General features: G+C 62.2%; 28 protein-coding genes. 16 read left to right on the top strand and 12 right to left on the bottom strand.

What is annotated here, in order from left to right:
- Positions 1-163: 163 nt before the first annotated feature.
- Positions 164-1,723, bottom strand: coding sequence for a sigma-54-dependent transcriptional regulator (locus QMK50_RS21340; RefSeq protein WP_095170008.1), 1,560 nt, complete (start codon positions 1,721-1,723; stop codon positions 164-166).
- Between the two features lie 278 nt (positions 1,724-2,001).
- Here QMK50_RS21340 and phhA point away from each other — a divergent pair, with 278 nt between their 5' ends.
- From phhA to QMK50_RS21310, 6 genes are all read left to right on the top strand, one after another.
- On the top strand, positions 2,002-2,793 hold the full coding sequence (phhA, locus tag QMK50_RS21335) for a phenylalanine 4-monooxygenase (RefSeq protein ID WP_095170009.1): 792 nt from the start codon (positions 2,002-2,004) through the stop codon (positions 2,791-2,793).
- A gap of 69 nt (positions 2,794-2,862) precedes the next feature.
- Entirely contained in the window at positions 2,863-3,219 is a 357-nt protein-coding gene (locus QMK50_RS21330; protein ID WP_095080175.1) for a 4a-hydroxytetrahydrobiopterin dehydratase, read from the top strand.
- Complete coding sequence (locus tag QMK50_RS21325; protein ID WP_320333894.1) at positions 3,219-4,412, top strand: amino acid aminotransferase; 1,194 nt, start codon at positions 3,219-3,221, stop codon at positions 4,410-4,412. Before QMK50_RS21330 ends, QMK50_RS21325 begins: the two co-directional genes overlap by 1 nt.
- 193 nt (positions 4,413-4,605) lie before the next feature.
- Positions 4,606-4,737 carry a hypothetical protein gene (locus QMK50_RS21320; protein ID WP_256585517.1) on the top strand — a complete coding sequence of 44 codons (132 nt, stop codon included), beginning with the start codon at positions 4,606-4,608 and terminating at the stop codon, positions 4,735-4,737.
- Between the two features lie 73 nt (positions 4,738-4,810).
- A complete protein-coding gene (locus QMK50_RS21315; RefSeq protein ID WP_095170011.1) occupies positions 4,811-4,993 on the top strand; it encodes a hypothetical protein in 183 nt (60 codons plus the stop codon).
- A gap of 101 nt (positions 4,994-5,094) precedes the next feature.
- A complete protein-coding gene (locus QMK50_RS21310) occupies positions 5,095-6,285 on the top strand; it encodes an MFS transporter (protein ID WP_320333893.1) in 1,191 nt (396 codons plus the stop codon).
- Here QMK50_RS21310 and arfB read toward each other — a convergent pair.
- From arfB to QMK50_RS21275, 7 genes are all read right to left on the bottom strand, one after another.
- Positions 6,282-6,695 (bottom strand): alternative ribosome rescue aminoacyl-tRNA hydrolase ArfB, encoded by a 414-nt coding sequence (arfB, locus tag QMK50_RS21305; protein WP_095170013.1) that lies wholly within the window; start codon positions 6,693-6,695, stop codon positions 6,282-6,284. The two genes, QMK50_RS21310 and arfB, sit on opposite strands and share 4 nt — an antisense overlap.
- 381 nt (positions 6,696-7,076) lie before the next feature.
- Positions 7,077-8,495, bottom strand: a complete 1,419-nt coding sequence (locus tag QMK50_RS21300) for an amino acid permease (RefSeq protein WP_095170014.1) — start codon at positions 8,493-8,495, stop codon at positions 7,077-7,079.
- A gap of 765 nt (positions 8,496-9,260) precedes the next feature.
- A complete protein-coding gene (rluB, locus tag QMK50_RS21295; protein WP_095170015.1) occupies positions 9,261-10,496 on the bottom strand; it encodes a 23S rRNA pseudouridine(2605) synthase RluB in 1,236 nt (411 codons plus the stop codon).
- 168 nt (positions 10,497-10,664) lie between these two features.
- Positions 10,665-11,630, bottom strand: coding sequence for an SMC-Scp complex subunit ScpB (scpB, locus tag QMK50_RS21290; protein WP_320333892.1), 966 nt, complete (start codon positions 11,628-11,630; stop codon positions 10,665-10,667).
- A 12-nt stretch (positions 11,631-11,642) separates the two neighbouring features.
- Positions 11,643-12,401 (bottom strand): segregation and condensation protein A, encoded by a 759-nt coding sequence (locus QMK50_RS21285; protein ID WP_174244613.1) that lies wholly within the window; start codon positions 12,399-12,401, stop codon positions 11,643-11,645.
- A gap of 60 nt (positions 12,402-12,461) precedes the next feature.
- Positions 12,462-13,091 carry an L-threonylcarbamoyladenylate synthase gene (locus tag QMK50_RS21280; protein ID WP_159994348.1) on the bottom strand — a complete coding sequence of 210 codons (630 nt, stop codon included), beginning with the start codon at positions 13,089-13,091 and terminating at the stop codon, positions 12,462-12,464.
- A gap of 13 nt (positions 13,092-13,104) precedes the next feature.
- On the bottom strand, positions 13,105-13,968 hold the full coding sequence (locus QMK50_RS21275) for a PHP domain-containing protein (protein ID WP_095170018.1): 864 nt from the start codon (positions 13,966-13,968) through the stop codon (positions 13,105-13,107).
- A gap of 86 nt (positions 13,969-14,054) precedes the next feature.
- On the opposite strand from QMK50_RS21275, the gene QMK50_RS21270 reads away from it, so the two are divergent.
- From QMK50_RS21270 to QMK50_RS21250, 5 genes are all read left to right on the top strand, one after another.
- A complete protein-coding gene (locus QMK50_RS21270) occupies positions 14,055-14,651 on the top strand; it encodes a septation protein A (protein WP_095170019.1) in 597 nt (198 codons plus the stop codon).
- A 1-nt stretch (position 14,652) separates the two neighbouring features.
- The gene (locus tag QMK50_RS21265; RefSeq protein WP_320333891.1) at positions 14,653-14,952 is read left to right on the top strand and encodes a YciI family protein; all 300 of its coding nucleotides are present in this window, start codon (positions 14,653-14,655) and stop codon (positions 14,950-14,952) included.
- 225 nt (positions 14,953-15,177) lie between these two features.
- The gene (locus tag QMK50_RS21260; RefSeq protein WP_320333890.1) at positions 15,178-15,855 is read left to right on the top strand and encodes a response regulator transcription factor; all 678 of its coding nucleotides are present in this window, start codon (positions 15,178-15,180) and stop codon (positions 15,853-15,855) included.
- Positions 15,856-15,996: 141 nt separating this feature from the next.
- Positions 15,997-16,440 (top strand): LTXXQ domain protein, encoded by a 444-nt coding sequence (locus QMK50_RS21255; RefSeq protein WP_159994342.1) that lies wholly within the window; start codon positions 15,997-15,999, stop codon positions 16,438-16,440.
- A 67-nt stretch (positions 16,441-16,507) separates the two neighbouring features.
- Positions 16,508-17,845: a HAMP domain-containing sensor histidine kinase gene (locus QMK50_RS21250; RefSeq protein WP_320333889.1), complete on the top strand. Its 1,338-nt coding sequence runs from the start codon at positions 16,508-16,510 to the stop codon at positions 17,843-17,845.
- Positions 17,846-18,662: 817 nt separating this feature from the next.
- Here the strand turns inward: QMK50_RS21250 and QMK50_RS21245 are convergent.
- The gene (locus QMK50_RS21245; protein WP_095170974.1) at positions 18,663-19,229 is read right to left on the bottom strand and encodes an NAD(P)H nitroreductase; all 567 of its coding nucleotides are present in this window, start codon (positions 19,227-19,229) and stop codon (positions 18,663-18,665) included.
- A 119-nt stretch (positions 19,230-19,348) separates the two neighbouring features.
- On the opposite strand from QMK50_RS21245, the gene QMK50_RS21240 reads away from it, so the two are divergent.
- A complete protein-coding gene (locus QMK50_RS21240; protein WP_159994336.1) occupies positions 19,349-20,803 on the top strand; it encodes a TrkH family potassium uptake protein in 1,455 nt (484 codons plus the stop codon).
- Here QMK50_RS21240 and QMK50_RS21235 read toward each other — a convergent pair.
- Entirely contained in the window at positions 20,760-21,821 is a 1,062-nt protein-coding gene (locus QMK50_RS21235) for an AraC family transcriptional regulator (protein ID WP_095170971.1), read from the bottom strand. The genes QMK50_RS21240 and QMK50_RS21235 overlap by 44 nt on opposite strands.
- 161 nt (positions 21,822-21,982) lie before the next feature.
- Between QMK50_RS21235 and QMK50_RS21230 the strand changes: the two genes are divergently transcribed.
- Positions 21,983-22,294 (top strand): DUF962 domain-containing protein, encoded by a 312-nt coding sequence (locus QMK50_RS21230; RefSeq protein ID WP_159994334.1) that lies wholly within the window; start codon positions 21,983-21,985, stop codon positions 22,292-22,294.
- Between the two features lie 98 nt (positions 22,295-22,392).
- Positions 22,393-22,968 (top strand): HD domain-containing protein, encoded by a 576-nt coding sequence (locus QMK50_RS21225; RefSeq protein WP_159994332.1) that lies wholly within the window; start codon positions 22,393-22,395, stop codon positions 22,966-22,968.
- 272 nt (positions 22,969-23,240) lie between these two features.
- Here QMK50_RS21225 and QMK50_RS21220 read toward each other — a convergent pair whose 3' ends face one another.
- Complete coding sequence (locus QMK50_RS21220) at positions 23,241-24,056, bottom strand: UDP-2,3-diacylglucosamine diphosphatase (RefSeq protein WP_095170967.1); 816 nt, start codon at positions 24,054-24,056, stop codon at positions 23,241-23,243.
- A gap of 134 nt (positions 24,057-24,190) precedes the next feature.
- On the opposite strand from QMK50_RS21220, the gene QMK50_RS21215 reads away from it, so the two are divergent.
- Positions 24,191-24,949, top strand: a complete 759-nt coding sequence (locus QMK50_RS21215; protein ID WP_320333888.1) for an AraC family transcriptional regulator — start codon at positions 24,191-24,193, stop codon at positions 24,947-24,949.
- A 92-nt stretch (positions 24,950-25,041) separates the two neighbouring features.
- The gene (locus QMK50_RS21210) at positions 25,042-25,935 is read left to right on the top strand and encodes a DMT family transporter (RefSeq protein WP_320333887.1); all 894 of its coding nucleotides are present in this window, start codon (positions 25,042-25,044) and stop codon (positions 25,933-25,935) included.
- Positions 25,936-25,944: 9 nt separating this feature from the next.
- Here QMK50_RS21210 and QMK50_RS21205 read toward each other — a convergent pair whose 3' ends face one another.
- Positions 25,945-26,229, bottom strand: coding sequence for a SelT/SelW/SelH family protein (locus tag QMK50_RS21205; RefSeq protein ID WP_095170962.1), 285 nt, complete (start codon positions 26,227-26,229; stop codon positions 25,945-25,947).
- Positions 26,230-26,298: the final 69 nt, after the last annotated feature.

The following is a 26,298-nucleotide window of genomic DNA, read 5'->3' as shown; positions in this document are numbered from 1 at the left end:
GGGCTCCTGCCAGAAAGTGCACTGAGCCTAGATGGCCGCCCTGTAATTTTCCATGATTCAGATCAGCGAAAGGTCAAACAGGATTAATCCTCATTCAATAATGATTAGTATTAACCAAGCAGCAATTCGCCAACTAAGGCCCACGCATTCAAGGGCGACTTAGTTAGCGCTCAAGTTTGCCGATTTCATACTCGCGCAACTTGTTGGCAATGGTGGTGTGGGAAACACCCAGGCGTTTACCGAGCAATCGACTGCTGCTGTGTTCTGAATACAAGCGTTCCAGCACGGCCTTTTCAAACCGCCCGACAATTTCATCCAACCCGCCGTCCAGGGAAAAATCCCCCAGCGGCTGGCGCACGCCGTAGTCCGGCAGGCGAATGTGTTCGGCCTTGACCGTGCCGCCTTCGCACAGTGACACCGCCTGGAACAGCACGTTCTCCAACTGCCGGACGTTGCCCGGCCAGTGGTAGTGGCTGAGCCGATCCATGGCCGCCGGCGCCAGTTTCGGCAAGGGACAGCCGATCTGCCGGCTGGCCTGATCGAGGAAGTGCTCGACCAGCGGCGTCAGGCCGTCGAGGCACTCGCGCAACGGCGGGATGTGCAGCGACAGCACATTCAAGCGGTGGTACAGGTCCTGGCGGAACTCACCGCTGGCACACAGCTCGGAGAGGTCGACCTGGGTCGCACAGATGACCCGCACATCGAGGTAGACCTCTTCATCGCTGCCGACACGGCGGAAGCAACCGTCTTGCAGGAACCGCAGCAATTTCACCTGCAAGCGCGGGCTCATTTCGCCGACGCCATCGAGAAACAGCGTACCGCCTGCGGTCAACTCCAGCAGCCCGAGCTTACCTTCGGCCCGCGCGCCTTCGAACGCGCCGGGGCCGTAGCCGAACAACTCGGTCTCGGCCATCGACTCCGGCAACCCTGCGCAGTTCAGCGCCATCAACGGCGACTGGCCGCGCGGGCTGGCCAGGTGGCAGGCGCGGGCCAGCAGTTCCTTGCCGGTGCCGGTCTCGCCCTCGATCAACAGCGGCGCATCCAGGGGCGCCATGCGTCGCGCTTCCCGGACCACCGCCGCCATCACCTTGGAGCTTTGGAAAATACTGTCAAAGCCGCGCAACTCCTGCTTGCGCACATTGTAGATGCGCTCGCCAACCCGGTCGGCCCGGTGCAGGGTCAGCACTGCGCCGGCCATGGCCTCGCTGTCGTCGTGTTCCGACTGCAGGGGGGCGATGTCGGCCAGGAACACGTCGCCCTTGACCTTGACCCGCAGGCCGTTGATCCGCGACTTGTTGGCGCGCACCAGTTCCGGCAGGTCGAAATCCTCGGCGTAGCGTGACAGCGGGATCCCCGGCACTTCGTCGACCCGCACCCCGAGCAATTGCGCCGCCGCACGGTTGGCCGCGACGATCGAGCCGCCCATGTCGATCGACAGCACCGGGAACTCCAGCGCCCCGAGCAGAGCATTGAGTTCCATGTGCCGGCGCTCGCTGGGCATCAGCCCTACCCGCTTGACCCCGAATACCCCGGCAATCGCCTCGAATTTCGCCCGCAGCGCCTGGAACTGGATGTTGATCAGGTTCGGGCAATGCAGGTAGATCGCGTTGCCGTGCTCACCGCCGACCTCCCCGCGAGCGACGTTGATCCCGTACTCCACCAGCAGGTTGAGGATGTCGCGCAGGATGCCGATGCGGTTCTGGCAATGGACTTTGATACGCATAAAAAGGCCCGGACTAGGAGATGGACAGCGGGTGGCGAGGATTTTTCTGCCGACACCCAAAGTTAGTCGTCAAGATTATGTGACAGCTTCAGGGCTTTTCAAACCGGGAAATCGCAATAGGTACGCCACAAGCCGCTTTGCGTAACGAAAACTTTACGAAAATTGGCGAATTTTCCTAGCCGCTCGTCCAGCACCCTGCTGCGCGGTCGCACGCTTCGGGGTATCTCTAGGTCCATAGCAAGACATAACAAGAACGTATCCCTTTGCAGGAGAGCAGCATGAAGCAGACGCAATACGTGGCCCGCGAGCCCGATGCGCAAGGGTTTATCCACTACACCGCTGAAGAACACGCGGTGTGGAACACGCTGATCACTCGCCAATTGAAAGTGCTCGAGGGTCGTGCGTGCCCGGAATACATGGAAGGCATCGACAAGCTCGGCTTGCCCCATGACCGCATTCCCCAGCTCGACGAAATCAACAAGGTCCTGGGTGAAACCACCGGCTGGCAAGTTGCCCGGGTTCCGGCGCTGATTCCGTTCCAGACCTTTTTCGAATTACTGGCCAGCAAGCAGTTTCCTGTCGCGACCTTTATTCGTACCCGCGAAGAACTGGATTACCTGCAAGAGCCGGACATTTTCCACGAGATTTTCGGCCACTGCCCACTGCTGACCAACCCGTGGTTCGCCGAATTCACCCACACCTACGGCAAGCTTGGCTTGCAGGCGACCAAGGAAGAGCGGGTGTACCTGGCGCGCCTGTACTGGATGACCATCGAGTTCGGCCTGGTCGACACCCCTGAAGGCCAGCGCATCTACGGCGGCGGCATTCTCTCCTCGCCGAAGGAAACCGTGTACAGCTTGTCCGGCGAGCCCGAGCACCAGGCCTTCGATCCGCTGGAAGCGATGCGCACGCCGTACCGCATCGACATCCTGCAGCCCCTGTACTTTGTCCTGCCCAACCTCAAGCGCCTGTTCGACCTGGCCCACGAGGACATCATGGGCATGGTCCAGCAGGGCATGCAGTTGGGTCTGCACGCGCCGAAATTTCCGCCAAAACCCAAGGCGGCCTGAGGACGCCGCAGTCGCGGCGCCCCACAAAAAATAGTAACGTCTAACAAGAATCGAAATCAGGAAACCACCATGACCGCTCTCAACCAAGCCCATTGCGAAGCCTGCCGCGCCGATGCCCCACAAGTCAGCGACGAAGAACTGCCGGTATTGATCAAGCAGATCCCTGACTGGAACATCGAAGTTCGCGACGGCGTCATGCAGCTGGAAAAAGTTTTCCTGTTCAAGAACTTCAAGTTCGCCCTGGCGTTCACCAACACCATGGGTGAAATCTCCGAAGCCGAAGGTCACCACCCAGGCCTGCTCACCGAGTGGGGCAAAGTCACCGTGACCTGGTGGAGCCACTCGATCAAGGGCCTGCACCGCAATGACTTCATCATGGCCGCGCGCACTGACGAAGTGGCCAAGGACGCCGAGGGCCGCAAGTAATGTTTTTCGACGCCATCGGCCGGGTGCCCGGCGACCCGATCCTCGGCCTGATGGAGGCCTATGCGCAGGACCCCAATGCGCGCAAATTCGACCTCGGCGTGGGTGTCTATAAAGACGCCCAGGGCCTGACGCCGATCCCGCAGTCGGTGAAACTCGCTGAACAGCGCCTGGTGGATGGCCAGGGCACCAAGACCTACATCGGTGGTCACGGTGACCCGGCGTTCGGCAAGGTGATCAACGAGCTGGTGCTGGGCGCCGACTCGGCGCTGATCGCCGAACAGCGGGCCGGCGCCACCCAGACCCCGGGAGGCACCGGGGCCTTGCGCCTGAGTGCCGACTTCATCGCGCACTGCCTGCCTGGCCGTGGCATCTGGCTGAGCAACCCGACCTGGCCGATCCACGAAACCATCTACGCGACCGCCGGCCTCAAGGTCAGCCACTACCCCTACGTGGGCAGTGACAACCGCCTCGATGTCGAGGCCATGCTGGCCACCCTGAACCTGATCCCCAAGGGCGATGTGGTGCTGTTGCACGCCTGCTGCCATAACCCGACCGGTTTCGACCTGTCCCAGGATGACTGGCGCCGGGTGCTGGACGTGGTGCGCAGCCGCGAATTGTTGCCGCTGATCGACTTCGCCTACCAGGGCTTTGGCGATGGCCTGGAGCAGGATGCCTGGGCCGTGCGCTTGTTCGCCGAGGAGCTGCCTGAGCTGTTGATCACCAGTTCCTGCTCGAAGAACTTCGGCCTGTACCGCGATCGCACCGGGGCGCTGATTGTCTGCGCCAAGGATCCCGAGAAGCTGACCGATGTACGCAGCCAACTGGCCCACATCGCCCGTAACCTGTGGTCGACGCCACCGGATCACGGCGCGGCCGTGGTGGCGACCATCCTCGGCGACCCAGAGTTGAAACAGCGCTGGGCCGACGAAGTGGAAGCCATGCGCCAGCGTATCGCCCAACTGCGTTCGGGCCTGGTGGAAGCGCTGGAACCCCACGGTCTGCGCGAGCGTTTCGCCCATATCGGTGTACAGCGCGGGATGTTTTCCTACACAGGTTTGACGCCAGAACAGGTGAAAAAACTGCGCGAGCAACACAGCGTGTACATGGTCAGCTCGGGACGCGCCAACGTGGCCGGGATCGACGCCACGCGCCTGGACCTGCTGGCCGAGGCGATCGCTGACGTCTGCAAGTAACCCGGTAGCCCGTTGTAGGCGCTGGCTTGCCAGCGCCTACAACGCTCGGCATTCGCCTGCGGTGCGGCCATCTGTCGCAGAAATCCGAGATAAAAGTCTATTTGTCATTTCTCCTGCTGTATCCTGCCAAGGCTTTTTGAAAGCGTGGTTCTACACAGCGATTTACAAACAGACTTTGCGAGGAGCAAGCAACATGCACGAGATTCCGAATCTCCCCTTCCCAAGCCTGCACGAAACTGAGCAGACAACCCCGCAACAAGCCGGTGCCCAACAGCCCGAGCCAAAGGAAGCCACTGGTAGCCGCAAGGCCGACAGCGAAGACTAAGCGCACTACCCAGACCGTGTGGAAAGCGCTAACTGATGCGCTTTCCACACAGCCTGAAACCCGAGCCCCCGCCATGACCGACACCTTCGACGAATCACAGGCCAGCGTGCTGATCGATGCCGCGCAACAGATGATCGACGTCTGGAACCGCCTGACGCCCGAGAAGCAAGCCCTGCTCCTGGACCGTTTCGGCAGCCAGGAAAACGCCCTCGCCGCTCTGGTCACCACCCAATTGGTCGCGCCCAGCAAAACCTGATCGAGCACCGCCGCCCAACCCGGCAAATTCTCCCCCTGCACTGCGCCAACCACCGGTATCATAAGCAGCCTATCTATCCTGCTGTCCCGTGGACTTTCCCCATGCCAGATCCCCAGCGCCCCATGGCGGTCACGCTGCAAGTCGTTTCCATCGTCCTGTTTACCTTCATCGGCTACCTGAACATCGGCATCCCCCTGGCCGTATTGCCCGGCTATGTGCACAGCGACCTGGGATTTGGCGCGGTCATCGCGGGCCTGGTGATCAGCGTGCAATACCTCGCCACCCTGCTCAGCCGCCCCTATGCCGGACGCATCATCGACAACAAGGGCAGCAAGCTGGCGGTGATGTATGGCTTGGCCGGCTGCGGCCTGAGCGGAGTGTTCATGCTGCTCTCGGCCTGGACCCAGAGCCTGCCGATGGTGAGCCTGATCAGCCTGTTGATCGGCCGCCTGGTCCTCGGCAGCGCGGAAAGCCTGGTGGGATCGGGCTCGATCGGCTGGGGCATCGGTCGAGTCGGCGCGCCGAACACCGCCAAGGTAATTTCCTGGAATGGCATCGCCAGCTACGGCGCGTTGGCGGTGGGTGCACCGCTCGGCGTCCTGCTGGTGCGCCAGTACGGGCTGTGGAGCATGGGCGTGAGCATCATTTTACTGGCGCTGGTCGGCTTGCTGCTGGCCTGGCCTAAGACCGCTGCGCCGATCGTCGCCGGCGAGCGCCTGCCCTTCCTGCATGTACTGGGACGGGTGCTGCCCCACGGGTGCGGGCTGGCGCTGGGGTCCATCGGGTTTGGCACCATCGCCACCTTCATTACCCTGTATTACGCCACCCAGCACTGGGATAACGCCGTGCTGTGCCTGAGCCTGTTCGGCGCCAGCTTCATTGGCGCGCGCCTGCTGTTCGGCAACCTGATCAACCGCCTGGGCGGGTTTCGGGTGGCGATTGTCTGCCTGTCGGTGGAAACCCTCGGCCTGCTGCTGTTGTGGCTGGCCCCGGACGCGAACTGGGCATTGGCCGGGGCAGCGTTGAGCGGCTTCGGTTTTTCGCTGGTGTTCCCGGCCTTGGGCGTGGAAGCGGTCAACCTGGTACCCGCTTCCAGCCGTGGCGCAGCCGTGGGTGCCTATTCGCTGTTCATCGACTTGTCCCTGGGCATTACCGGCCCCTTGGCCGGCGCAATCGCCGCAGGCTTCGGCTTCGCCTCGATCTTCCTGTTCGCCGCCCTCGCGGCCCTTAGCGGCCTGGCACTGAGCGTCTATCTATACCGCCAGGCACCGAGGCTGCGGGAAAACCGCTAGAAATCCACCTTGCCACGCCCGGCCTTGATCGAGCCCCGCTTGGTCTTGGACTCCAGCCGACGTTTCTTCGAGCCGAGGGTCGGCTTGGTCGGGCGGCGTTTCTTTTCGACCTTGGTGGCGGCCAGGATCAACTCAGTCAATCGCTCCAGGGCATCCGCCCGATTCTGCTCCTGGGTGCGGTATTGCTGGGCCTTGATGATGATCACGCCATCGCTGGTGATCCGGCTGTCGCGCAGCGCGAGCAGGCGTTCCTTGTAGAACTCGGGCAAGGACGAGGCCGGAATGTCGAAGCGCAGGTGCACGGCACTGGAGACCTTGTTGACGTTCTGCCCACCGGCGCCTTGCGCGCGAATGGCAGTCAACTCGATCTCGGCATCCGGCAGATGCACGTTGTTGGAAATCACCAGCATGGAAAGCGGTCCGTAATCAGGGGGGTCAGGATACGCGATCGCTGGGTTTGATTGGGGGCATATCCATTTCTGCGGTCAGGGCCGCTATGGGTTCCCGTGGGAGCGGGCTTGCCCGCGATGGGGCAGCACAGCCAACATCAATGGTGGCTGACATACCGCTATCGCTGGCAAGCCAGCTCCCACAAGTTCAGTGGGTGTATGCCGAATCTGCGAACAACCTGAATCCCCGTGGGAGCGAGCCTGCCGCGAAGGGATCGGCACAGCCAACATCAATGGAACCATAAGTAGCCACACCCCAAAAAACGGATATACACACAATCCCCCGCATTAAAAACAACAAACCCGGCACCAGGCCGGGTTTGCTGCAACATCAGCACCTACTTAATCAACAGCAGGCACCCCATTCAAAGCCCGTTGCGCACTGCGCTTGTTCTTGATGCCATAGCAGACCCACATGAACAGGATCCACACCGGAATCGCATACACCGAGATCTGAATGCCCGGGATCATCAACATGATACCGAGGATAAACACCACGAACGCCAGGCACACATAGTTCCCGTACGGGTACCACAAAGCCTTGAACAGCGGCGTCTGCCGGGTACGGTTCATGTGCTGGCGGAACTTGAAGTGCGAGAAGCTGATCATCGCCCAGTTGATCACCAGCGTGGCAACCACCAGCGACATCAGCAGTTCCAGCGCATGTTGCGGGATCAGATAGTTGAGCAGCACCGCCACCAGGGTCACCGCGGCCGAAGCGAGGATCGAACGCACCGGCACGCCGCGCTTGTCGATCTTGGCCAGGCCCTTGGGCGCATCGCCCTGCTCGGCCATGCCCAGCAACATGCGGCTGTTGCAGTAGGTACCGCTGTTGTACACCGACAAGGCCGCGGTCAGGACCACGAAGTTGAGGATGTGGGCGGCGGTGTTGCTGCCCAGCATCGAGAACACCTGGACAAACGGGCTACCGCTGTAGGAGTCGCCCGAGGCGTTCAGGGTGCTCAGCAGGCTGTCCCATGGAGTCAACGACAGCAGGATCACCAGGGCGCCGATGTAGAAAATCAGGATCCGGTAGATCACCTGGTTGATGGCCTTGGGGATCACGGTTTTTGGCTGGTCGGCTTCTGCGGCGGTGAAGCCGAGCATTTCCAGACCGCCAAAGGAGAACATGATGATCGCCATCGCCATCACCAGGCCGCTGACGCCGTTAGGGAAGAAACCACCGTGCTCCCACAGGTTGCTCACCGAGGCTTGCGGGCCGCCGGTGCCGCTGACCAGCAGATAGCTGCCCAGGGCAATCATGCCGACAATCGCCACCACCTTGATAATCGCAAACCAGAACTCGGCCTCGCCAAAGACTTTGACGTTGGCCAGGTTGATCGCGTTGATCATCAGGAAGAAGACGGCCGCCGAGGCCCAGGTCGGGATCTCCGGCCACCAGTAGTGCACGTATTTACCGACCGCGGTCAGCTCCGACATGCCCACCAGGATGTACAGGATCCAGCAGTTCCAGCCCGACAGGAAGCCGGCGAAGCCGCCCCAGTATTTGTGCGCGAAGTGACTGAAGGAACCGGCCACCGGCTCTTCGACGATCATCTCGCCCAGCTGGCGCATGATCATGAAGGCGATGAAGCCGCAGATGGCGTAGCCGAGGATCATCGATGGGCCGGCCGACTTCAGTACGCCGGCAGAGCCCAGGAACAATCCGGTACCAATCGCGCCACCGAGAGCGATCAGTTGAATATGGCGATTTTTCAGGCCGCGTTTCAGCTCGCCTGAATGCGAGGTTTGTCCACTCATGAAAGGGTCTCACGCAAGGTTTGATGATATTCGTTAAGACGTTGCCGTGCGGATCAGGATCCGGCAGCGCCGATCAAACCCCAGCGCAAGCACCAGGAGTTCAGCGTATTTACAACGGTCATGCGTCACCTGTTTGTTTTTATCTGTGACGAAATCGAACCCGACACGCTCGTGACGCGGCGGAGTGAACAAGGCGGGTAGCCTTGAAAATTGCGTGGTTACGCAGAGGGTCACAGGTAAAACGCGGCGCATTGTACACCGCTAACCCCCTGCTGCCAGACCTCGCTGGTTTAGCGTGTCGTTGGCCGGGATTGCCTGTGTCCGCCTCGAAGGTCGCGGGCGGCTGCAAAAATAGGTTCAGACCTTTGCGGGTCCGTGGCGGGGGTGACGGAAAAATCGCCCCACGAAGAGAGATGAAGATGACTCACGGCGTACATTGCGCCTCCTTCTTGTTATGCACCTGCACGACAGGCATGGGGCGCATGACACCGCGCTACGCCCCGTGAAACAAGCGGGCCAGAGCCTTGGGAGACAGTTGTGACGAGCGCTTGCGGAAAATTTTCCTTACAGCTTTGCGGGCGAGACGATTACACAGGGGCAATCCGGGGTTTTCGTCAGGTTTTCGTTACACGCCGTAACGCCGATTTTCCAGCCGGGACCCTCCCCCCACAGCACAGCAGTTTCAAGCGGGCAAAAAAAACGCCAACCCGAAGGTTGGCGTTTTCACGTGCGGCTTAGCGCTTGAAGCTCAGCGCTGCTTCAAGCTCACTCCGGCTTGCGACGGCCAAAGCCAGGACGCTGGCCGGAACCGGCCGGTGCGCCGCGACGCTTGCCCGATGGCGCGTCACGGTCGACCAGGACAATGCCTGGACGCTTTTTCGGCGCAGGCTTGGCCGGGCGGTTGGTGTCGGCCGGGCGGTCTGCCACTGGCGTACCACGACCTGCCGGAGCGCCACGGCCTTCGCCGCGCTCTGTGCGACCGTTGGCCGGACGTGGCGAACGCGGACCGCGCTCACCGTCCTGACGTCCTGCCGGCTTGCGGCTCGCACGCTCGCCTTCGATATGCGGCTCACGTGCTGGACGCGGAGCGGCAGCCGGGGCACCGGCGGCTGGACGCAAGGTGCGCACGCGCTCGGTCTTGCCCATCGGACGCGACGATTTACGCTGCATGCGATCGAGCTTGTCTTTGCTCTTGGCGTTCATCTGCGGCATGGCCACTGGGGTCAGGCCAACTTCAGCACTCAGAATGTCGACTTCGTACTGGCTCATTTCGCGCCAGCGGCCCATCGGCAGGTCGGAGTTGAGGAACACCGGACCAAAACGCACACGCTTCAGGCGGCTGACCACCAGGCCCTGGGATTCCCACAGGCGACGTACTTCGCGGTTGCGACCTTCCATCACCACGCAGTGGTACCAGTGGTTGAAACCTTCGCCACCTGGCGCCTGCTTGATGTCGGTGAACTTGGCCGGGCCGTCTTCGAGGACCACGCCCGCCTTCAGGCGCTCGATCATCTCGTCGTCGACTTCACCACGGACACGCACCGCGTATTCGCGGTCCATTTCGTAGGAAGGGTGCATCAGGCGGTTGGCCAGCTCACCGTCGGTGGTGAACATCAGCAGACCGGTGGTGTTGATGTCCAGGCGGCCGATGTTGATCCAGCGCCCTTCTTTGGGACGCGGCATCTTGTCGAACACGGTCGGACGGCCTTCCGGATCGACACGGGTGCAGATTTCGCCGTCGGGTTTGTTGTACATGATCACGCGGCGGACCGATTCGGCCGCTTCTTCACGCTTGATCACCTTGCCATCGATGGTGATGGCGTCGTGCATGTCGACACGCTGACCGAGCGTGGCGTCTTTGCCATTGACCTTGATTCGGCCGTGGCTGATCCAGGCTTCTACGTCACGGCGCGAGCCGACGCCGATACGGGCGAGGACTTTCTGCAGTTTTTCGCCTGCTGGGCCGATTTCCTGGTCGTCTTTCTGGTCGTTGATACTCATCTGGGCACCTCCCGGTGTGGTCTGTTCAGGCGTGGCCTGAAGTCGTAAAAGCGGGGCGTTTGGCGAAGGGATCGCCAAAGGGTCGCGAATCATACGCTCATGGCGCGGCTCGCGCATCAGAGACTAGCTGATAAACGGTCGACTATCGGTTTTTTCCGCTGATCGGTGTCAGTCGTCGAACTGACGGCGTTCGGCTTCGATGGCTTGGGCCAGCGCCAGGGCTTCGGCTTCCTCGTCGCTCAGTTCAGGCTGCGGCTGCGGCGACTCCAGGGCGGCAACCGCGGCCAGGAGTTTTTCCCGAGCCTGGGCGACACCCAGGATATCGGGTTCGGATTCCGGCTCAGGCTCTGGCTCGGCTTCAGACTCGACCTCGACCTCAGGCGCTACCTCGTCCGTCACCGACTGCTCACCGGGCTCACCATCGCGCAGCAGGTCGTCGAAGTCGGTCTTGATCCCCTCCTCCATCGAGTCCAGTTCCAGCAACAGGCTATGGAAACTGGTTTCATCCTTCGGCTCTTCCGGCTCGGCACTGGCGTCGGCCAGCGCTTGCAGGCTGGGCGGAACCGGGGCGTCGTCGAACTCGAGCATCGGCTCGGGCTCCAGCTCACGCAGCTCGGCCAGGGGCGGCAGGTCGTCGAGGTTCTGCAAATTGAAATGGTCGAGAAAGGCCTTGGTGGTGGCGAACATCGCCGGTCGCCCGGGAACTTCGCGGTAGCCGACGATCCTGATCCACTCGCGCTCCAGCAGGGTCTTGACGATGTTGCTGTTGACCGCCACGCCCCGCACATCCTCGATCTCGCCACGGGTGATCGGCTGGCGATAGGCAATCAGCGCCATGGTCTCCAGCATGGCCCGCGAGTAGCGCTGCGGGCGCTCTTCCCACAGGCGTCCGACCCAGGGCGAGAACTTTTCGCGAATTTGCAGGCGGTAGCCCGAGGCGACTTCCTTCAACTCAAAGGCGCGGCCCTCGCAGGACTTGCCCAGGATCGCCAGGGCCTTCTTGAAGACCGGCGGTTCCGGACGTTCGCCTTCTTCGAAGAGCTCGAACAGGCGCTCCATCGATTGCGGTTTTCCCGAGGCCAACAGAAAGGCTTCAAGCAGTGGCGCCAGCTCGCGGGGTTCACTCAGATTCATGGATTTTGCTCGTTATTCGGCTCGCGCCCGCACATGGATAGCCGCAAAGGGCTCATTCTGCACCAGCTCGACCAGGGATTCCTTGACCAGTTCGAGGATCGCCATAAAGGTCACGACCACACCTAGGCGTCCTTCTTCAGCGGTGAACAGCTCGACAAAGGGCACAAAACCGCCACCCTTGAGCCGCTCCAGCACATCGCTCATACGCTCGCGGGTAGACAGGGCCTCGCGGCTGACCTGATGGCTTTCAAACATGTCGCCACGGCGCAGTACTTCGGCCATGGACAGCAACAGCTCACTGAGCCGGACCTCCGGCAACAGCTTGCGCGCCCGCGCCTCGGGGGCGTCCAGCTTGGGCACCACGACATCGCGACCGACCCGGCTCAGGCCATCGATGCCTTCGGCGGCTGCCTTGAAGCGTTCGTATTCCTGCAGGCGGCGGATCAGTTCGGCGCGCGGGTCGTCTTCTTCCGCTTCGATCTCTGCCGACCGCGGGAGCAGCATGCGTGACTTGATCTCGGCCAGCATGGCCGCCATCACCAGGTATTCGGCAGCCAGCTCCAGGCGCACCGACTGCATCAACTCGACGTAGCCCATGTACTGGCGGGTGATTTCCGCCACCGGAATGTCGAGGATGTTGATGTTCTGTTTGCGGATCAAGTACAGCAACAGGTCGAGCGGACCTTCGAAGGCCTCGAGAAAAACCTCAAGGGCGTCCGGCGGAATGTACAGGTCCTGCGGCATTTCCATGACCGCCTGGCCATAGACCATGGCAAATGGCAGTTCCTGCTGCGCGCCCGCCTGGCTGTCGACGGTTTCCACCACCGACATTCAGGCCTCGGCCATGAACGGGGCCGGGTCGCCGCAGCCGACGCGGATCACTTCTGGCTCGCCATCGGCCAGGTTGATCACCGTGGAGGCCTTGATGCCGCCAAAGCCGCCGTCGATGATCAGGTCGACCTGATGCTCGAGCAACTGGCGCATTTCGTAGGGATCGCTCAAGGGATCGGTGTCGCCGGGCATGATCAGGGTCACGCTCATCAGCGGCTCGCCCAGCTGTTCGAGCAGGGCCAGGGCAATCGGATGACTCGGCACCCGCAGGCCGATGGTGCGTTTTTTCGGGTGCAGCAACAGGCGCGGCACCTCGCGGGTGGCGTTGAGAATAAAGGTGTACGGGCCTGGCAGGTGCGCCTTGAGGATGCGGAAGGTACCGGTGTCGATCTTGGCGAACACCCCCAATTGCGACAGGTCGCTGCAGATCAGTGCAAAGTTGTGCTTGTCGTCCAGCTGGCGCAGGCGCCGCACGCGTTCCACGGCGTTCTTGTCGCCGATCTGGCAGCCAATAGCGTAGGACGAGTCGGTGGGATAGATCACCACCCCGCCGGCGCGGATGATTTCGACAGCCTGTTTGATCAGGCGCGCTTGCGGGTTTTCCGGATGAATCTGGAAAAATTGACTCACATTTTCTACCTGTTCAGACGGCGGCAATAATTGGGTCATGTTTGAATCGACACCAAAGCGGTGGCAGATCCTCCGGGAGCGGGCGGTACTCGCCGATCTCGGACCAGCCTCCGGGGCCATGGAAATCACTGCCGGCACTGACCAGCAGACCGAACTCACGCGCCAGAATGGCCAGGCTGCCGACCTGCTCGGCCGGTTGGTGCCCGTTGACCACTTCGATAGCGTGACCACCCGCTTGAATATAGTCGCCAATCAGGCGCCGGCGTTTACTGCGGGTGAAATCGTAGTGCCATGGATGGGCCAGACTGACCCAGGCACCCGCGGCGCGCAGGGTAGCGACGGTTTCCTCCAGCGTCGGCCAGTGTTGCTTGACGTCCCCCAGCTTGCCCGCGCCCAGCCATTTGCGGAACGCTTCGGCGCGGTCCTTGACGTAGCCGGCGCGCACCAGATAGTCGGCGAAGTGCGGGCGGGCCGGGGCATTGCCACTGTCGCCGAGTTCCTGCTGGATCGCCCGCGCACCTTCCAGCGCCCCGGGCATGCCCTTGAGCTCCAGCTTGCGGCTGATTTCTTCCGAGCGCAGCCAGCGCCCGTCATGCAGCCGGGCGATGGCCTCGACCAGCGCCGGGGCATTGACGTCGAAGCCATAGCCCAGCACATGAATGGTGGCGCCGCCCCAGGTGCAGGACAACTCGACACCGTTGACCAGTTGCATGCCCAGCGCTTGTGCGGCAGCGCGGGCCTCGTCGAGGCCTTCGAGGGTATCGTGGTCGGTCAGGGCCAGGACTCGCACGCCTTTCTCGAACGCCCGCGCCACCAGTACCGCAGGCGCCAGGGCGCCATCGGAGGCCGTGCTATGGCAGTGCAAATCAACATTCACAGGATGTGTAACCTCAAATCAGCTGGCGCTATCGCGACCCAATATGTTTGTTATTATGCCGCCACATCCTGCTTCTGGCTGCCACTGTGAAACAATTCATCGACTTCATCCCGCTCCTGCTGTTTTTCATCGTCTTCAAAATCGACCCCCGGGTCGTCGACATTGCCGGCTATCCATTGACTGTAGGCGGTATTTACAGCGCCACCGCGATGCTCATCGTCAGTTCCCTGGTGGTCTATGGCACCTTGTTCATCACCCAGCGCAAACTGGAAAAAAGCCAGTGGCTGACCCTCGTCGCCTGCCTGGTGTTCGGTAGCCTGACCCTGGCCTTCCACAGTGAAACCTTCCTCAAGTGGAAGGCGCCGGTGGTCAACTGGTTGTTTGCCCTGGGGTTTATCGGCAGTCACTTCATCGGCGAGCAACTCCTGATCAAGCGCATCATGGGCCACGCACTGACCCTGCCGGATGCGGTGTGGACCCGCCTGAACATCGCCTGGATCGGCTTTTTCCTGTTCTGCGGGGCCGCCAACCTGTTCGTCGCGTTTACCTTCCAGAGCATCTGGGTCGACTTCAAGGTCTTCGGCAGCCTGGGCATGACCCTGCTGTTCCTGGTGGCGCAAGGTATCTACCTGTCCCGTCACCTGCACGACGCCGATCCCACTACGCCAAAAACCGAGGACTGACATGCTTTACGCAATTATTGCCACAGACGTCGCCAACTCCCTGGAAGCTCGCCTGGCCGCCCGCCCTGCGCACATTGAGCGTCTGCAACAACTCAAGGCCGAAGGCCGCGTGGTCCTGGCCGGTCCGCACCCGGCAGTGGACAGCAATGACCCAGGCGCCGCAGGTTTCACCGGCAGCCTGATCGTCGCCGAATTCGCCTCCCTCGAAGCTGCCCAGGCCTGGGCCGATGCCGACCCGTACATCGACGCCGGTGTCTACGCCAACGTCCTGGTCAAGCCGTTCAAGCAAGTCCTGCCTTAAGAAGCCTGGCGGCGCGGTGAACCTTGTGTTCATCGCGCACTCCATAGTGCTCGCAATGTTTGTTTCAACCCACCCGCCTCAGGTTTTTCACCCCGCCCTGTCCAGCTGACCACTCAGCCGCACGGGTTCGTCGTGGCAGGCCAGTCGCGCGCGCCGCCCTGCATTGCGATATCGTTGCCAGGAATGGACACCCCCCACATCGACAATGGCTAAATTGAGTAAGTCATGAGCGAGCTGTTACTGATTGATGATGACCAGGAGCTGTGCGAGCTCCTCGGTAGCTGGCTGAGCCAGGAAGGCTTTGTCGTGCGCGCCTGCCACGACGGACTGAGCGCCCGCCGCGCCCTGGCCGAGTTCGCGCCGGCGGCCGTGGTGCTGGACGTGATGCTACCCGACGGCAGCGGCCTGGAACTGCTCAAGCAATTGCGCAACGACCACCCCGAGCTGCCAGTGCTGATGCTTTCGGCCCGTGGCGAACCGCTGGACCGGATCCTCGGCCTGGAGCTGGGGGCCGACGATTACCTGGCCAAGCCCTGCGACCCTCGGGAATTGACCGCCCGCCTGCGCGCCGTACTGCGCCGCAGTCACCCGACGGCCGTGTCCAGCCAGGTGGAACTCGGCGACCTGTGCTTCAGCCCAGCGCGGGGCGTGGTCAGCATCGACCAGCAGGAATACACCCTGACCGTCTCCGAAAGCCGCCTGCTCGAAGCCCTCCTCAAGCAACCTGGCGAGCCGCTGGACAAGCAGGAGCTAGCGCAGATCGCCCTCGGCCGCAAGCTGACCCTCTACGACCGCAGCCTGGACATGCACGTCAGCAACCTGCGCAAGAAGATCGGCCCGCACCCCGATGGCCGCCCGCGCATCGTGGCCCTGCGCAGCCGCGGTTATTACTACAGCCTCTGAGTTCAGTAGGCCGGGGCCAATGTCAGGAGCCCCTGCGACCGTCTTTACCCAAGCTTTACGCTTCGCTGACCGCCGCTGACCTTGATCTGCGTAATCTGCACTCATCCGGAACACACCGGGAACGAGACAAGGAGATACACCATGCGCAAGACCCTTATCGCTGTGCTGTTCGCTGCCGCCCTGCCCACCGTTGCCATGGCCATGCCAGAAGGCCAGGGGCCGATGGGCCCGATGGACAGCCCACGCCACGGCGCTCAGATGCACGATCACGGCAAGGGCCCTTACAGCCAGCTGGACCTGAGCCGCGAACAACGCGAGCAGATCCGCAAGATCATGGGCGAGCAGATGCACGAGCGTAAGCAGCTGGTCGACAAATACCTGGAAAAACTGTCGCCAGCCGACCAGAAAGCCATGAAGGACGAAATCGCCGCCCGTCACCAGAAAGCCGAAACCGAGGTCCGGGCGCTGCTCAAGCCTGACCAGCAGCAGAAGTTCGACGCCATTCAGAAAAAGCGCGCCGAACGCAAGGCCGAATGGGCACAGTTCCAGGCGTGGAAAGCGCAACAACCGCAAAAAGCGCAATAATGCTCTAGCGTTACTCCCCCAGCCCAATGGTCCCCGCCATTGGGCTTTCCTTGTTTGAGGGTTTCCCGTGCGTTCATTGTTCTGGCGCATTCTCGCCAGTTTCTGGCTGGCCATCGCCCTGGTAGCAGGGCTATCGATACTGCTTGGGCACATGCTGAACCAGGACGCCTGGATTCTCAGTCGACATCCCGGTCTCAATACCCTGGCGCAGCAGTGGACCCAGTTGTACGAGGAAAACGGCGAGGACGCCGCACAAACGCTGCTGGAAAAACGTAAGCGGCGTTATCACATCGACGTCCAGGTGCTCAACGAAAGCGGTGACCCGGTGGTGCGCGGGACCTTCCCGCGTCGTGCGGCGGCCTTCGAGGCCCGGCAGAACGACAATAACGACCGGCACCTGCCGTGGCGGCGCCTGACCGCCGAGTACACCAGCCCAAAAACCGGTGAAACCTACCTGCTGATCTACCGCATACCCCACCCGGAACTCGATAGCTGGCATCGCGAAAGCCTGCTTTGGCCCTTGAGCGCGCTGGGTATTGCGCTGGTGGTGCTGACCCTCTTCAGCCTGCTGGTGACGCTGTCCATCACCCGCCCCCTGAGCCGCTTGCGCGGCGCGGTGCATGACCTGGGCCAGACCACGTACCAGCAGAACAGCCTGGCGCGCCTGGCCAACCGGCGCGATGAATTCGGCGTATTGGCCAATGACTTCAACCGCATGGGCGCACGCTTGCAGAGCCTGATCGGCAGCCAGCGGCAATTGCTGCGTGACGTGTCCCACGAACTGCGCTCGCCCCTGGCGCGCTTGCGCATCGCCCTGGCCCTGGCCGAACGAGCCGGCCCCGAAGAGCGGGAAAAACTCTGGCCGCGCCTGACGCGCGAATGCGACCGCCTGGAGGCCTTGATCAGTGAAATCCTGGTTTTGGCGCGGGTCGATGCCGATAACGCCAGCGCCGAGACAGTGGACCTCAACCTGTTGTTGGGCAGCGTGCAGCGCGATGCCAAGCTCGCTGCGCCGGACCAGCAGATCCGGGTCGAAGCCGAACCAAACCTGCAGCTCAAGGGCTGGCCGACCATGATTGAGCGGGCCCTGGACAACCTGTTGCGCAACGCCCAGCGCTTCAACCCGAGCGGACGGCCGATCGAAGTCCTGGCCCGGCACCAGGGTGAACGTATCGTGCTCAGCGTGCGCGACCACGGTCCCGGGGTCGACGCCGAGCATCTGGCGCAGTTGGGTGAACCCTTCTACCGCGCGCCCGGCCAGACTGCCCCCGGCCATGGCCTGGGCCTGGCCATCGCCCGCCGCGCCGCCGAGCGTCACGGTGGCAGCCTGACCCTGGCCAATCACCCAGAAGGCGGATTCATCGCCAGCCTGGAGTTGCCACTGGAGCCGAGGGCCAGCACCTGAGCCCGGCTCCGCCTTTTTGGGGAACTGACGCCCGCATTTGGCTCGCCAGCGATGGGCATAAGTATCTACACAACTGTAGTGCGACGTTGCACCTGCTTGCGTAGTGACCTCTGGGCCGACCAGGATGTTGGATCCTGGTCCGAGTACATATCCATTCTTCGGTAACGGCCTCCTATGGTTCCGCCTGACGGCGGCTCACTTTTGAACAGCCGGAATGCCGGCCCAGGCAAAAGTAAGCAAAACGCTCTTACCCCACCACTCGGTGCCTCGCTTAGGCTCGGCATGCCCGTACTCCGACATTGATTTGGGGGCCGCCGCAATGGGCCGTCCCTGGCCCAGTGCGGCTAAACCGGCGTCCTGCCGGTTTACCCCCCAAATCAATATCGAAGTACGGCCAGCGTGGTTAACGGGGCGCCCAGGATCAAAAACAAAGCGAGGCGGCCTTAGAGCCGACCTGATCGCTAGGGCATGCGCGGTGTGGCTTCTACTTCCTAAGACGCTGACGAAGTCAGCAATCTTTTGATCTGGCTCTGGCTCTGGCTCTGGCTTTTGATCCTGGGCGCCCCGTTAACCACGCTGGCCGAACGCAGGCTTGAAGCCGTGGGTACGGATTCAAGCCGGAGTGAGGGAACACCGAGCCCAAGCGAGGTGCCGAGTGGTGGGGCAAGAGCCTTTTGCTTACTTTTGGGCTCCTCCAAAAGTGAGCCGCTGTAAAAGCGGAACCATAGGAGGCCGTTACCGCAAAAATGGATATGTACTCGGCCTAATCCAACACCCCGACTGCCCGCTCCCACAGGGGCTTGGCTAGAGGCGTTGTTCAGCCCTGGACCGACCAGGCGCTGACAAACTGCGACAGGTCGACCTTCTCGGCAACCCGTGGTTCTTTCTGCGGGGTACCCAGGTACAGGAAGGCAATCACCTCCTCCCCCTCGGCCAGGCCCAGGCCCTTGGCCACGTGCGCCGAGTACGCCAGCTCGCCGGTGCGCCATACCGCGCCGATTCCCTGGGCGTAGGCCGCCAGCAGAATCCCGTGGGCCGCGCAGCCCGCTGCCAGCAACTGTTCGGATTTCGGATACTTGGGGTGATCCTGCAAGCGCGCGATCACCACGACCACCAATGGTGCTCGAAGCGGTCCGTTGCGGGCCTTGTCCACCACCGCCTGCGGGGCTTCGGCATCCTGCAACAGCGCGGCCTGGGCCAGGATCTCGCCCAATTGCTCGCGTGCCTCACCTTCGACCGTCAAGAAACGCCACGGCTGCAGATGCCCGTGATCCGGCGCGCGCATGGCGGCGCCAAACAGCACTTCGCGTTGTTCGGCAGTCGGTGCCGGATCAAGCAAACGCGGAACGGAAACACGGTTGAGCAAAGCGTCGAGAGCCTGCATCGGCCACCTCCTGAAAAAAAGTTTGGCTATTCTAGCGGTAAGTGCCCACCGGATGCCGGTTTACATGTCCCGCCCCGCAGGTAGAATGGCGCCCTCCCACATCAGCCCGAGCGGACTTCATGGCGTTGCCGACCTTACGGATCATTGGTTTCATCATCGGCATCTTCCTGATCACCCTGTCTATCAGCATGGTTGTGCCGATGGCGACGCTGGTGATCTACGAACGCACCAGCGACCTGCCCTCGTTCCTCTGGTCGAGCCTGATCACCTTTCTTGCCGGCCTGGCCCTGGTCATCCCCGGGCGCCCCGAGCATGTGCACCTGCGTCCGCGCGACATGTACCTGCTGACTGTCTCCAGCTGGGTAGTGGTGTGTATCTTTGCGGCGCTGCCGTTCCTGTTGACCCAGCACATCAGCTACACCGACTCGTTTTTCGAAAGCATGTCCGGCATCACCGCCACCGGCGCGACTGTACTCAGTGGCCTGGACAACATGTCTCCGGGCATCCTGATGTGGCGCTCGCTGTTGCACTGGCTGGGCGGGATCGGCTTTATCGGCATGGCGGTGGCGATTCTGCCGCTGCTGCGCATTGGTGGCATGCGGCTGTTCCAGACCGAATCCTCGGACCGCTCGGAAAAGGTCATGCCGCGCTCGCACATGGTGGCGCGCCTGATCGTTGCCGCCTATGTCGGGATCACCATTCTTGGCAGCCTGGCGTTCTGGTGGGCTGGGATGACGCCGTTCGATGCCATCAACCACGCGATGTCGGCGATTTCCACCGGTGGTTTCTCCACCTCCGACCAGTCCCTGGCGAAATGGACCGCACCGGCGGTGCACTGGGTCGCGGTGGTGATCATGATTCTCGGCAGCCTGCCGTTCACCCTGTATGTGGCGACCTTGCGCGGCAATCGCCGGGCGCTGATCAAGGACCAACAGGTCCAGGGGCTGCTGGGCATGCTGCTGGTTACCTGGCTGGTCCTGGGGACCTGGTATTGGTGGACCACCAACCTGCACTGGCTCGACGCCTTGCGCCACGTGGCGCTGAACGTCACGTCCGTGGTCACTACCACCGGCTTTGCGCTGGGGGACTACAGCCTGTGGGGCAACTTCTCGCTGATGTTGTTCTTCTACCTGGGTTTTGTCGGCGGGTGCTCGGGTTCAACCGCCGGCGGGATCAAGATCTTTCGTTTCCAGGTCGCCTATATCCTGCTCAAGGCCAACCTGAACCAATTGATTCACCCGCGTGCGGTGATCAAACAGAAGTACAACGGCCATCGCCTCGATGAAGAGATCGTGCGTTCGATCCTGACCTTCTCGTTCTTTTTCGCCATCACCATCTGCGTCATCGCCCTGCTGCTGTCGCTGCTCGGCGTGGACTGGATGACCGCCCTGACCGGCGCGGCCAGCACCGTTTCCGGGGTTGGCCCAGGCCTGGGCGAAACCATTGGCCCGGCCGGCAACTTCGCCACCCTGCCCGATGCCGCCAAGTGGATTCTCTCGGTGGGCATGCTGCTCGGGCGGCTGGAGATCATCACCGTGTTTGTGCTGTGTATTCCGGCGTTCTGGCGTCACTGAGGACTTTCGGCGAGTCGACCAGGCGCAGCCGGTATTCACCGGGTGTGCTGTCGAACCAACGGCGGAAAGCACGGAAGAAGTTGCTCGGATCGGCGAACCCCAGCAGGTAGGCAATTTCCAGCAGGGTCATGCTCGGTTGCGCCAGGTACTGCTCGGCCAGTTCGCGGCGGGTATCGTCGAGCAGCGTCTGAAAGCTCGTGCCCTCTTCCTGCAGGCGCCGCTGCAAGGTGCGCTGGGACAGATGCAGGGTTTGCGCCACGGTGTCGCGCTTGGGTTCGCCCTGGGGCAACAGGCGACAGAGCACCTGCCGGGCCTTGTGGGTCACCCGGCTTTCGGAAAATCGCGCCAGGTATTCACCGGCAAACCGGTCATGCAGCACCGCCATCGCCTCATTGGCGGTAGGCAGCGGGGCCTCCATGTCTGCCCGTTCGAAGATCAACGCATCGTAGGGCGCATCAAATTCCAGCGGGGCATGGAAGGCTTCCTTGTAGGGCGCGAGGTTCAGCGGCAGCGCGCCCTGGAATAGCACCTTGCGCGGTTGCAGGGTGCGTCCGGTCAGCCAGCCGCACAGGCCCAGGGCACAGGCCAGCGAGGCTTCGGCGCTTTGCCGGGTCGGTGGCAGATGGTCGCCGTGCACCGTCAGGATCAGTGCATAACCTTCGGGTAGCAGGCGAAAGCTCAGGTCAGCACTTTCGGCAATGATCCGCTGATAACGCACCAGGCGCTGAAATCCCTCGGCCAGGGTCTGGCTGGACATCAATGCATAGCCGGCGACATGAAAGGACGCCGGGCGCACCACCTTGCCCATGTTCAGGCCAATCGCCGGATTGCCGGACAGCTCAACCGCCAGCTGCCAGAGCCGGGTCATGGAGTCCTGTGGAAAACGCGCATCGGGATCGTCCAGCGCTGCAAAGTCCAGCCCCAGCTGCTGGAACAGGGCCCGGCAATCCAGGCCGTCCATTTCCAGTGCCTTGACAATCCCCATCGCCCAGCTTGCAGAAGTCGTTCGTTCGCTCATGGGATTTTCTTACTTGATAAGTCGCGTTTCACGGCCGATTTCCCAAGGATACTAATGTGGCGCCTATTGTCACTGGCCGATGCCAATGATCACTCTAGACTCAATTAAGCTGCCCGTTGCACATCCGCTTGGCCATACCGTCCTTCACAGAGATTGCAGTCGTGGAAAACGTCAGACGATTCAACAGCTTCGCCGAGTTTTACCCCTATTACCTCGACGAACACAGCAACAGCACTTGCCGACGACTGCACTTTATCGGGACCACCCTGGTGATTTTCATTTTTGCCCTGGCCATTGCCAAGGGCGCTTTCCTGTTATTGCTGGCGCTGCCACTGGCCGGCTACAGCTTCGCCTGGGCGGGGCATTTCTTCTATGAGAAGAACCGTCCAGCAACCTTCCAGCACCCGCTTTACAGCCTGCTCGGCGATTTTGTCATGTACCGCGACATGATCGTCGGCAAGGTGCCGTTCTAGGCCCGCCGGGTCATCAAGCCGTCCTGCGCGGCCACTGTGCGCCCGCAGCCAGGCCTTACACTCAGACTCATCCCGGCAAGAGAACAAGAGGATAGCCGATGAATGCCCACGCCCGTTTCACCCACATGAAAGACGGTACGCAGGAAGACTGGAGCATCATCGCGGCCGACTTCAGCGCCTACGCCAAGCAGTTGCCAGGCCGGATCGTGGCGCACCTGAAATTGCTCGAGGGTGATTTTGGCGGTTTTCCCGTGGACCGCTTGACCCACTCCCTGCAAACCGCCAGCCGGGCCTGGCGCGACGGACGTGACGAGGAGTACGTGCTGTGCGCGCTGCTGCACGACATTGGCGACACCCTCGGCAGCTACAACCACCCGGACATTGCCGCGGCCATCCTCAAGCCTTTTGTCAGTGCCGAGAACCTGTGGATGGTGGAACAGCACGGGATCTTCCAGGGTTACTACTTCTTCCATCACCTGGGCATGGACCGACACCTGCGCGAGCAGTTCAGCGAACACCCGCAGTACCGCCAGACTATCGAGTTCTGCGCCAAATACGACGCCGCGGCGTTTGACCCCAGCTATGACACCCTGCCCCTGAGCTTCTTCGAGCCGATGATGGAACGCCTGTTCGCCCGGCCGAAAAACTCCATCTACAGCGCGGCGATGGTGTAGGAGCGAGCTTGCTCCGGGCGGCGTTCCGACGATAGCGGTGTGTCAGGCCCCCCGGTGATGAATGTGCCGGCCTCATCGCGGGCAAGCCCGCTCCCACAGGGTTTTGGAGGCTCGCGGATTTTCCATACACCCAATCCCGTAGGAGCGAGCTTGCTCCGGGCGGCGTTCCGACGATAGCGGTGTGTCAGGCCCCCCGGTGATGAATGTGCCGGCCTCATCGCGGGCAAGCCCGCTCCCACGGTGACTGGGTTGTTTACAGACAATGAGCGGGATCAGGCCGGTTCGGCGACCTTGATGGCATTGAGTTGGGCCTCGCGCGCCTGGGCATCGGCCAGGCGGTACAGTTCGATCGTGCCGTCCCAGTGTTCGATCAGCGCGGTGCAGGACTCCACCCAATCGCCACAATTGAGGTAGTCCACCTCGCCCACCTTGCGAATCTCGGCGTGGTGGATATGCCCGCACACCACCCCGTGCAGCCCGCGCTTGACGCACTCGTGGGCAATCGCCTGTTCAAAATCGCTGATAAAGCTGACCGCCGTCTTGACCTTGTGCTTGAGGTACGCCGACAACGACCAGTAACCGTAGCCATAGCGGGCACGCCAGTGGTTGAGCCAGCGGTTGAGGGTCAGGGTGAGTTCGTAGGCCCAGTCCCCGAGGAACGCCAACCAGCGGTGATAACGGGTAATCACGTCGAACTGATCACCATGGATCACCAACAGATGCCGCCCATCGGCCGTGACGTGGATCGCCTCGTCCACCAACTGGATATTGCCCAGGATCAACCGGGAGTAGCGCCGCAGGAACTCGTCGTGATTGCCGGTGACATAGATCACCTCGGTCCCACGCTTGCTCATGGTCAGCAGGCGCCGGATTACGTTGGTGTGCGCCTGGGGCCAGTACATGCCGCTGCGCAGCTTCCAGCCATCGATGATGTCGCCGACCAGGTACACCTTGTCGGCGTGATAGCCCTTGAGAAACTGCGACAGATGCTCGGCCTGACAATCCCGGGTGCCCAGGTGCACATCGGAGATCCATAAGGTGCGCACGCGTTGTTTACGGCTGGGCTTGGCGAGTTCGGCACGGGTCATGGGCAACCTCTGCGAGAGTTTTCGCAAGCTTGCACCGCAGCGATTAATGACCCATGACACAAATACGCCAATCCGATGACAGCCCGGAACAGGACCCCGTCGGTGTAAACTGCGGTCCTGCCCAGGAGACCGTGATGAGACCGATCCTCACGCTACGCCAATACAGCCACGACCTGATCGTCCACAGCCACGACCACGCACAACTGGTGTTCGGCCTGTCGGGCGCACTCGATTTCGAGGTCGGCGGCCAGGGCAGCCAAGTGGTGCAGCAGAGTTTTGTGGTGATCCCCCAAGGCGCCCATCATGCCTGCGGCAGCCCGAAAGGCAGCCGCTGCCTGGTGCTCGACGTGCCAAGTGAACAATGGCTGGTGCAATCGTTGGGTGAGCACGCCGAGGCCAGTCGGCGCCTGCTCGACACCCCGGGCCGGCTGCCGCTGGACGCCGGACAGAGTCAGCTGGTGAGCTGGCTGGCCAGCAGTCCGGTGCAGGATCCGCTGATTGCCCAGCAAGGCGCGATTTTGCTGTTGGCCAGTCTCAACAGTGCGGCGCCACACCAGGTCGCCAGCAAACGCTTGCCCTACGCCGCCCTCAATGGGCACATCGACCAGTACGCCGCCTACCCGCTGCAAGTCGCTGACCTGGCCCGAATCGCAGGATTGTCCAGCGCCCGCCTGCATGCCCGGTTCGTCGCCGAGTGCGGGCAGACCCCGATGGACTATATCCGCAGTCGGCGCCTGCATATCGCGGTCAAGTTGCTGCGCGAAACCGCGCTGCCCATCGGTGAGGTCGCCTGCCGGGTCGGCTATGCCTCGCAAAGCGCGTTCGCCGCTGCGGTGCTGCGCGAATTCGGCTCATCCCCCGGCGCGTTGCGACGCACGGTGAACGAACGCTAGGCTGGCGCTAGAAAACGCGAGTCTGGCGACAGACAGCCCCGCACCTGGCGCGCTTCAATAGCAAGACTGCGTTCTTCTGTTTAAGGATTGAAATGACTCCCCGTTCCGCCCTTGGCGCCCTGCACATCGGTGCACTGATGTTTGGCCTGACCGGTGTCCTCGGCAAACTCGCCGCCGCCTCCCCCGCCATCATCGTCTTCGGCCGCGCGACCTTTGCCGTGCTCGCCCTGGCATTTTTTGCGCGGTTCGCCAGCAGCACCGGCTGGCGCCAACTGCAGGCCCGGGATCTGCGCCGCCTGTTGCTCAGCGGCCTATTGCTGGCCGGGCACTGGGTGAGTTTCTTCATTGCGGTCAAGGTTGCCGGCGTGGCGATTGCCACCCTGGGTTTCGCCAGCTTCCCGGCGTTTACCGTGATCCTCGAAGGGCTGATTTTCCGCGAACGGATTCGCCTCAACGAAATCCTCCTGGTGCTGCTGGTGAGCATCGGCCTGGTGTTGGTGACCCCGGATTTCGACCTGGCCAGCCAAGCCACCAGCGGCCTGCTCTGGTCGGTGGCATCCGGCTTGCTGTTCTCCTTGCTGTCGCTGACCAACCGCGCCGGCGCCGGGCGCATTCCGCCGGTGCAGGCGGCGCTGTGCCAGAACGTGGTGGTTGCGTTGTGCCTGTTGCCGGTGGCCGCGCCAGGACTGAGTGAAGTTCGCGCCCTCGACTGGCTGTGGATCGGCCTGCTCGGGGTGTTCTGCACCGGCCTGGCCCATAGCCTGTTCGTCGCCAGCCTGGCGGTGATCAAGGCACGCACGGCGGCGGTGGTGTTTGCCCTGGAGCCGGTCTACGGGATCAGCGTGGCCTGGCTGCTGTTCAACGAAAACCCCAGCCTGCGCATGCTCCTGGGAGGCGCGCTGATCATTATCGCCATCGTCGCCTCCAGCCTGCTGGGCAGCCGCAGCACCGGACCCAAGCCCCGCCAGGTGGCGAGTGCCCAGTGAGCGTCGCGCTCAACTGCGGTCGTTGTGGCCCAGGTCGCGCTGCGGATCGATCTGGTCGCGCAGCCGCTGCTTGAGCACCTTGGCTTCGGGGAAACCGCCGTCAGCCTTGCGCTCCCAGATCTGCACGTCGTCACAGGTAATCTGGAACACCCCGCCGGTGCCGGGCACCAATGACACTTTGCCCAGCTCGTCACTGAAGGTGCTGAGCAGTTCCTGAGCCAGCCAGGCGGCGCGCAGCAGCCATTGGCATTGCGTGCAATAGGTGATGACCACTTCCGGTTTACGGGCAGACATGGTGTGCGAGACTCCTGAGTTCGATGGCGTCGCTATAATAGCCGCCTTTACCGCTCACCCGAGATACCC

The organism is Pseudomonas sp. P5_152, assembly GCF_033989915.1.
Taxonomy (GTDB): Bacteria; Pseudomonadota; Gammaproteobacteria; order Pseudomonadales; family Pseudomonadaceae; genus Aquipseudomonas.
Note: the sequence above shows the minus strand (reverse complement) of the source record. Positions and strands in the feature narration are given on the sequence as shown.

What these genes read in the sequence shown, in the direction of transcription:
- rluB (WP_095170015.1), bottom strand. Translation starts at nt 10,496, where the DNA reads ATGAGTATCAACGACCAGAAAGACGACCAGGAAATCGGCCCAGCAGGC.
- QMK50_RS21315 (WP_095170011.1), top strand. Translation starts at nt 4,811, where the DNA reads ATGACCGACACCTTCGACGAATCACAGGCCAGCGTGCTGATCGATGCC.
- QMK50_RS21235 (WP_095170971.1), bottom strand. Translation starts at nt 21,821, where the DNA reads ATGAGCGAACGAACGACTTCTGCAAGCTGGGCGATGGGGATTGTCAAG.
- QMK50_RS21205 (WP_095170962.1), bottom strand. Translation starts at nt 26,229, where the DNA reads ATGTCTGCCCGTAAACCGGAAGTGGTCATCACCTATTGCACGCAATGC.
- QMK50_RS21310 (WP_320333893.1), top strand. Translation starts at nt 5,095, where the DNA reads ATGCCAGATCCCCAGCGCCCCATGGCGGTCACGCTGCAAGTCGTTTCC.
- QMK50_RS21265 (WP_320333891.1), top strand. Translation starts at nt 14,653, where the DNA reads ATGCTTTACGCAATTATTGCCACAGACGTCGCCAACTCCCTGGAAGCT.
- QMK50_RS21260 (WP_320333890.1), top strand. Translation starts at nt 15,178, where the DNA reads ATGAGCGAGCTGTTACTGATTGATGATGACCAGGAGCTGTGCGAGCTC.
- QMK50_RS21245 (WP_095170974.1), bottom strand. Translation starts at nt 19,229, where the DNA reads ATGCAGGCTCTCGACGCTTTGCTCAACCGTGTTTCCGTTCCGCGTTTG.
- QMK50_RS21220 (WP_095170967.1), bottom strand. Translation starts at nt 24,056, where the DNA reads ATGACCCGTGCCGAACTCGCCAAGCCCAGCCGTAAACAACGCGTGCGC.
- QMK50_RS21340 (WP_095170008.1), bottom strand. Translation starts at nt 1,723, where the DNA reads ATGCGTATCAAAGTCCATTGCCAGAACCGCATCGGCATCCTGCGCGAC.
- QMK50_RS21325 (WP_320333894.1), top strand. Translation starts at nt 3,219, where the DNA reads ATGTTTTTCGACGCCATCGGCCGGGTGCCCGGCGACCCGATCCTCGGC.
- QMK50_RS21330 (WP_095080175.1), top strand. Translation starts at nt 2,863, where the DNA reads ATGACCGCTCTCAACCAAGCCCATTGCGAAGCCTGCCGCGCCGATGCC.
- QMK50_RS21300 (WP_095170014.1), bottom strand. Translation starts at nt 8,495, where the DNA reads ATGAGTGGACAAACCTCGCATTCAGGCGAGCTGAAACGCGGCCTGAAA.
- QMK50_RS21240 (WP_159994336.1), top strand. Translation starts at nt 19,349, where the DNA reads ATGGCGTTGCCGACCTTACGGATCATTGGTTTCATCATCGGCATCTTC.
- QMK50_RS21210 (WP_320333887.1), top strand. Translation starts at nt 25,042, where the DNA reads ATGACTCCCCGTTCCGCCCTTGGCGCCCTGCACATCGGTGCACTGATG.
- scpB (WP_320333892.1), bottom strand. Translation starts at nt 11,630, where the DNA reads ATGAATCTGAGTGAACCCCGCGAGCTGGCGCCACTGCTTGAAGCCTTT.
- phhA (WP_095170009.1), top strand. Translation starts at nt 2,002, where the DNA reads ATGAAGCAGACGCAATACGTGGCCCGCGAGCCCGATGCGCAAGGGTTT.
- QMK50_RS21285 (WP_174244613.1), bottom strand. Translation starts at nt 12,401, where the DNA reads ATGGTCTATGGCCAGGCGGTCATGGAAATGCCGCAGGACCTGTACATT.
- QMK50_RS21215 (WP_320333888.1), top strand. Translation starts at nt 24,191, where the DNA reads ATGAGACCGATCCTCACGCTACGCCAATACAGCCACGACCTGATCGTC.
- QMK50_RS21225 (WP_159994332.1), top strand. Translation starts at nt 22,393, where the DNA reads ATGAATGCCCACGCCCGTTTCACCCACATGAAAGACGGTACGCAGGAA.
- arfB (WP_095170013.1), bottom strand. Translation starts at nt 6,695, where the DNA reads ATGCTGGTGATTTCCAACAACGTGCATCTGCCGGATGCCGAGATCGAG.
- QMK50_RS21320 (WP_256585517.1), top strand. Translation starts at nt 4,606, where the DNA reads ATGCACGAGATTCCGAATCTCCCCTTCCCAAGCCTGCACGAAACTGAG.
- QMK50_RS21255 (WP_159994342.1), top strand. Translation starts at nt 15,997, where the DNA reads ATGCGCAAGACCCTTATCGCTGTGCTGTTCGCTGCCGCCCTGCCCACC.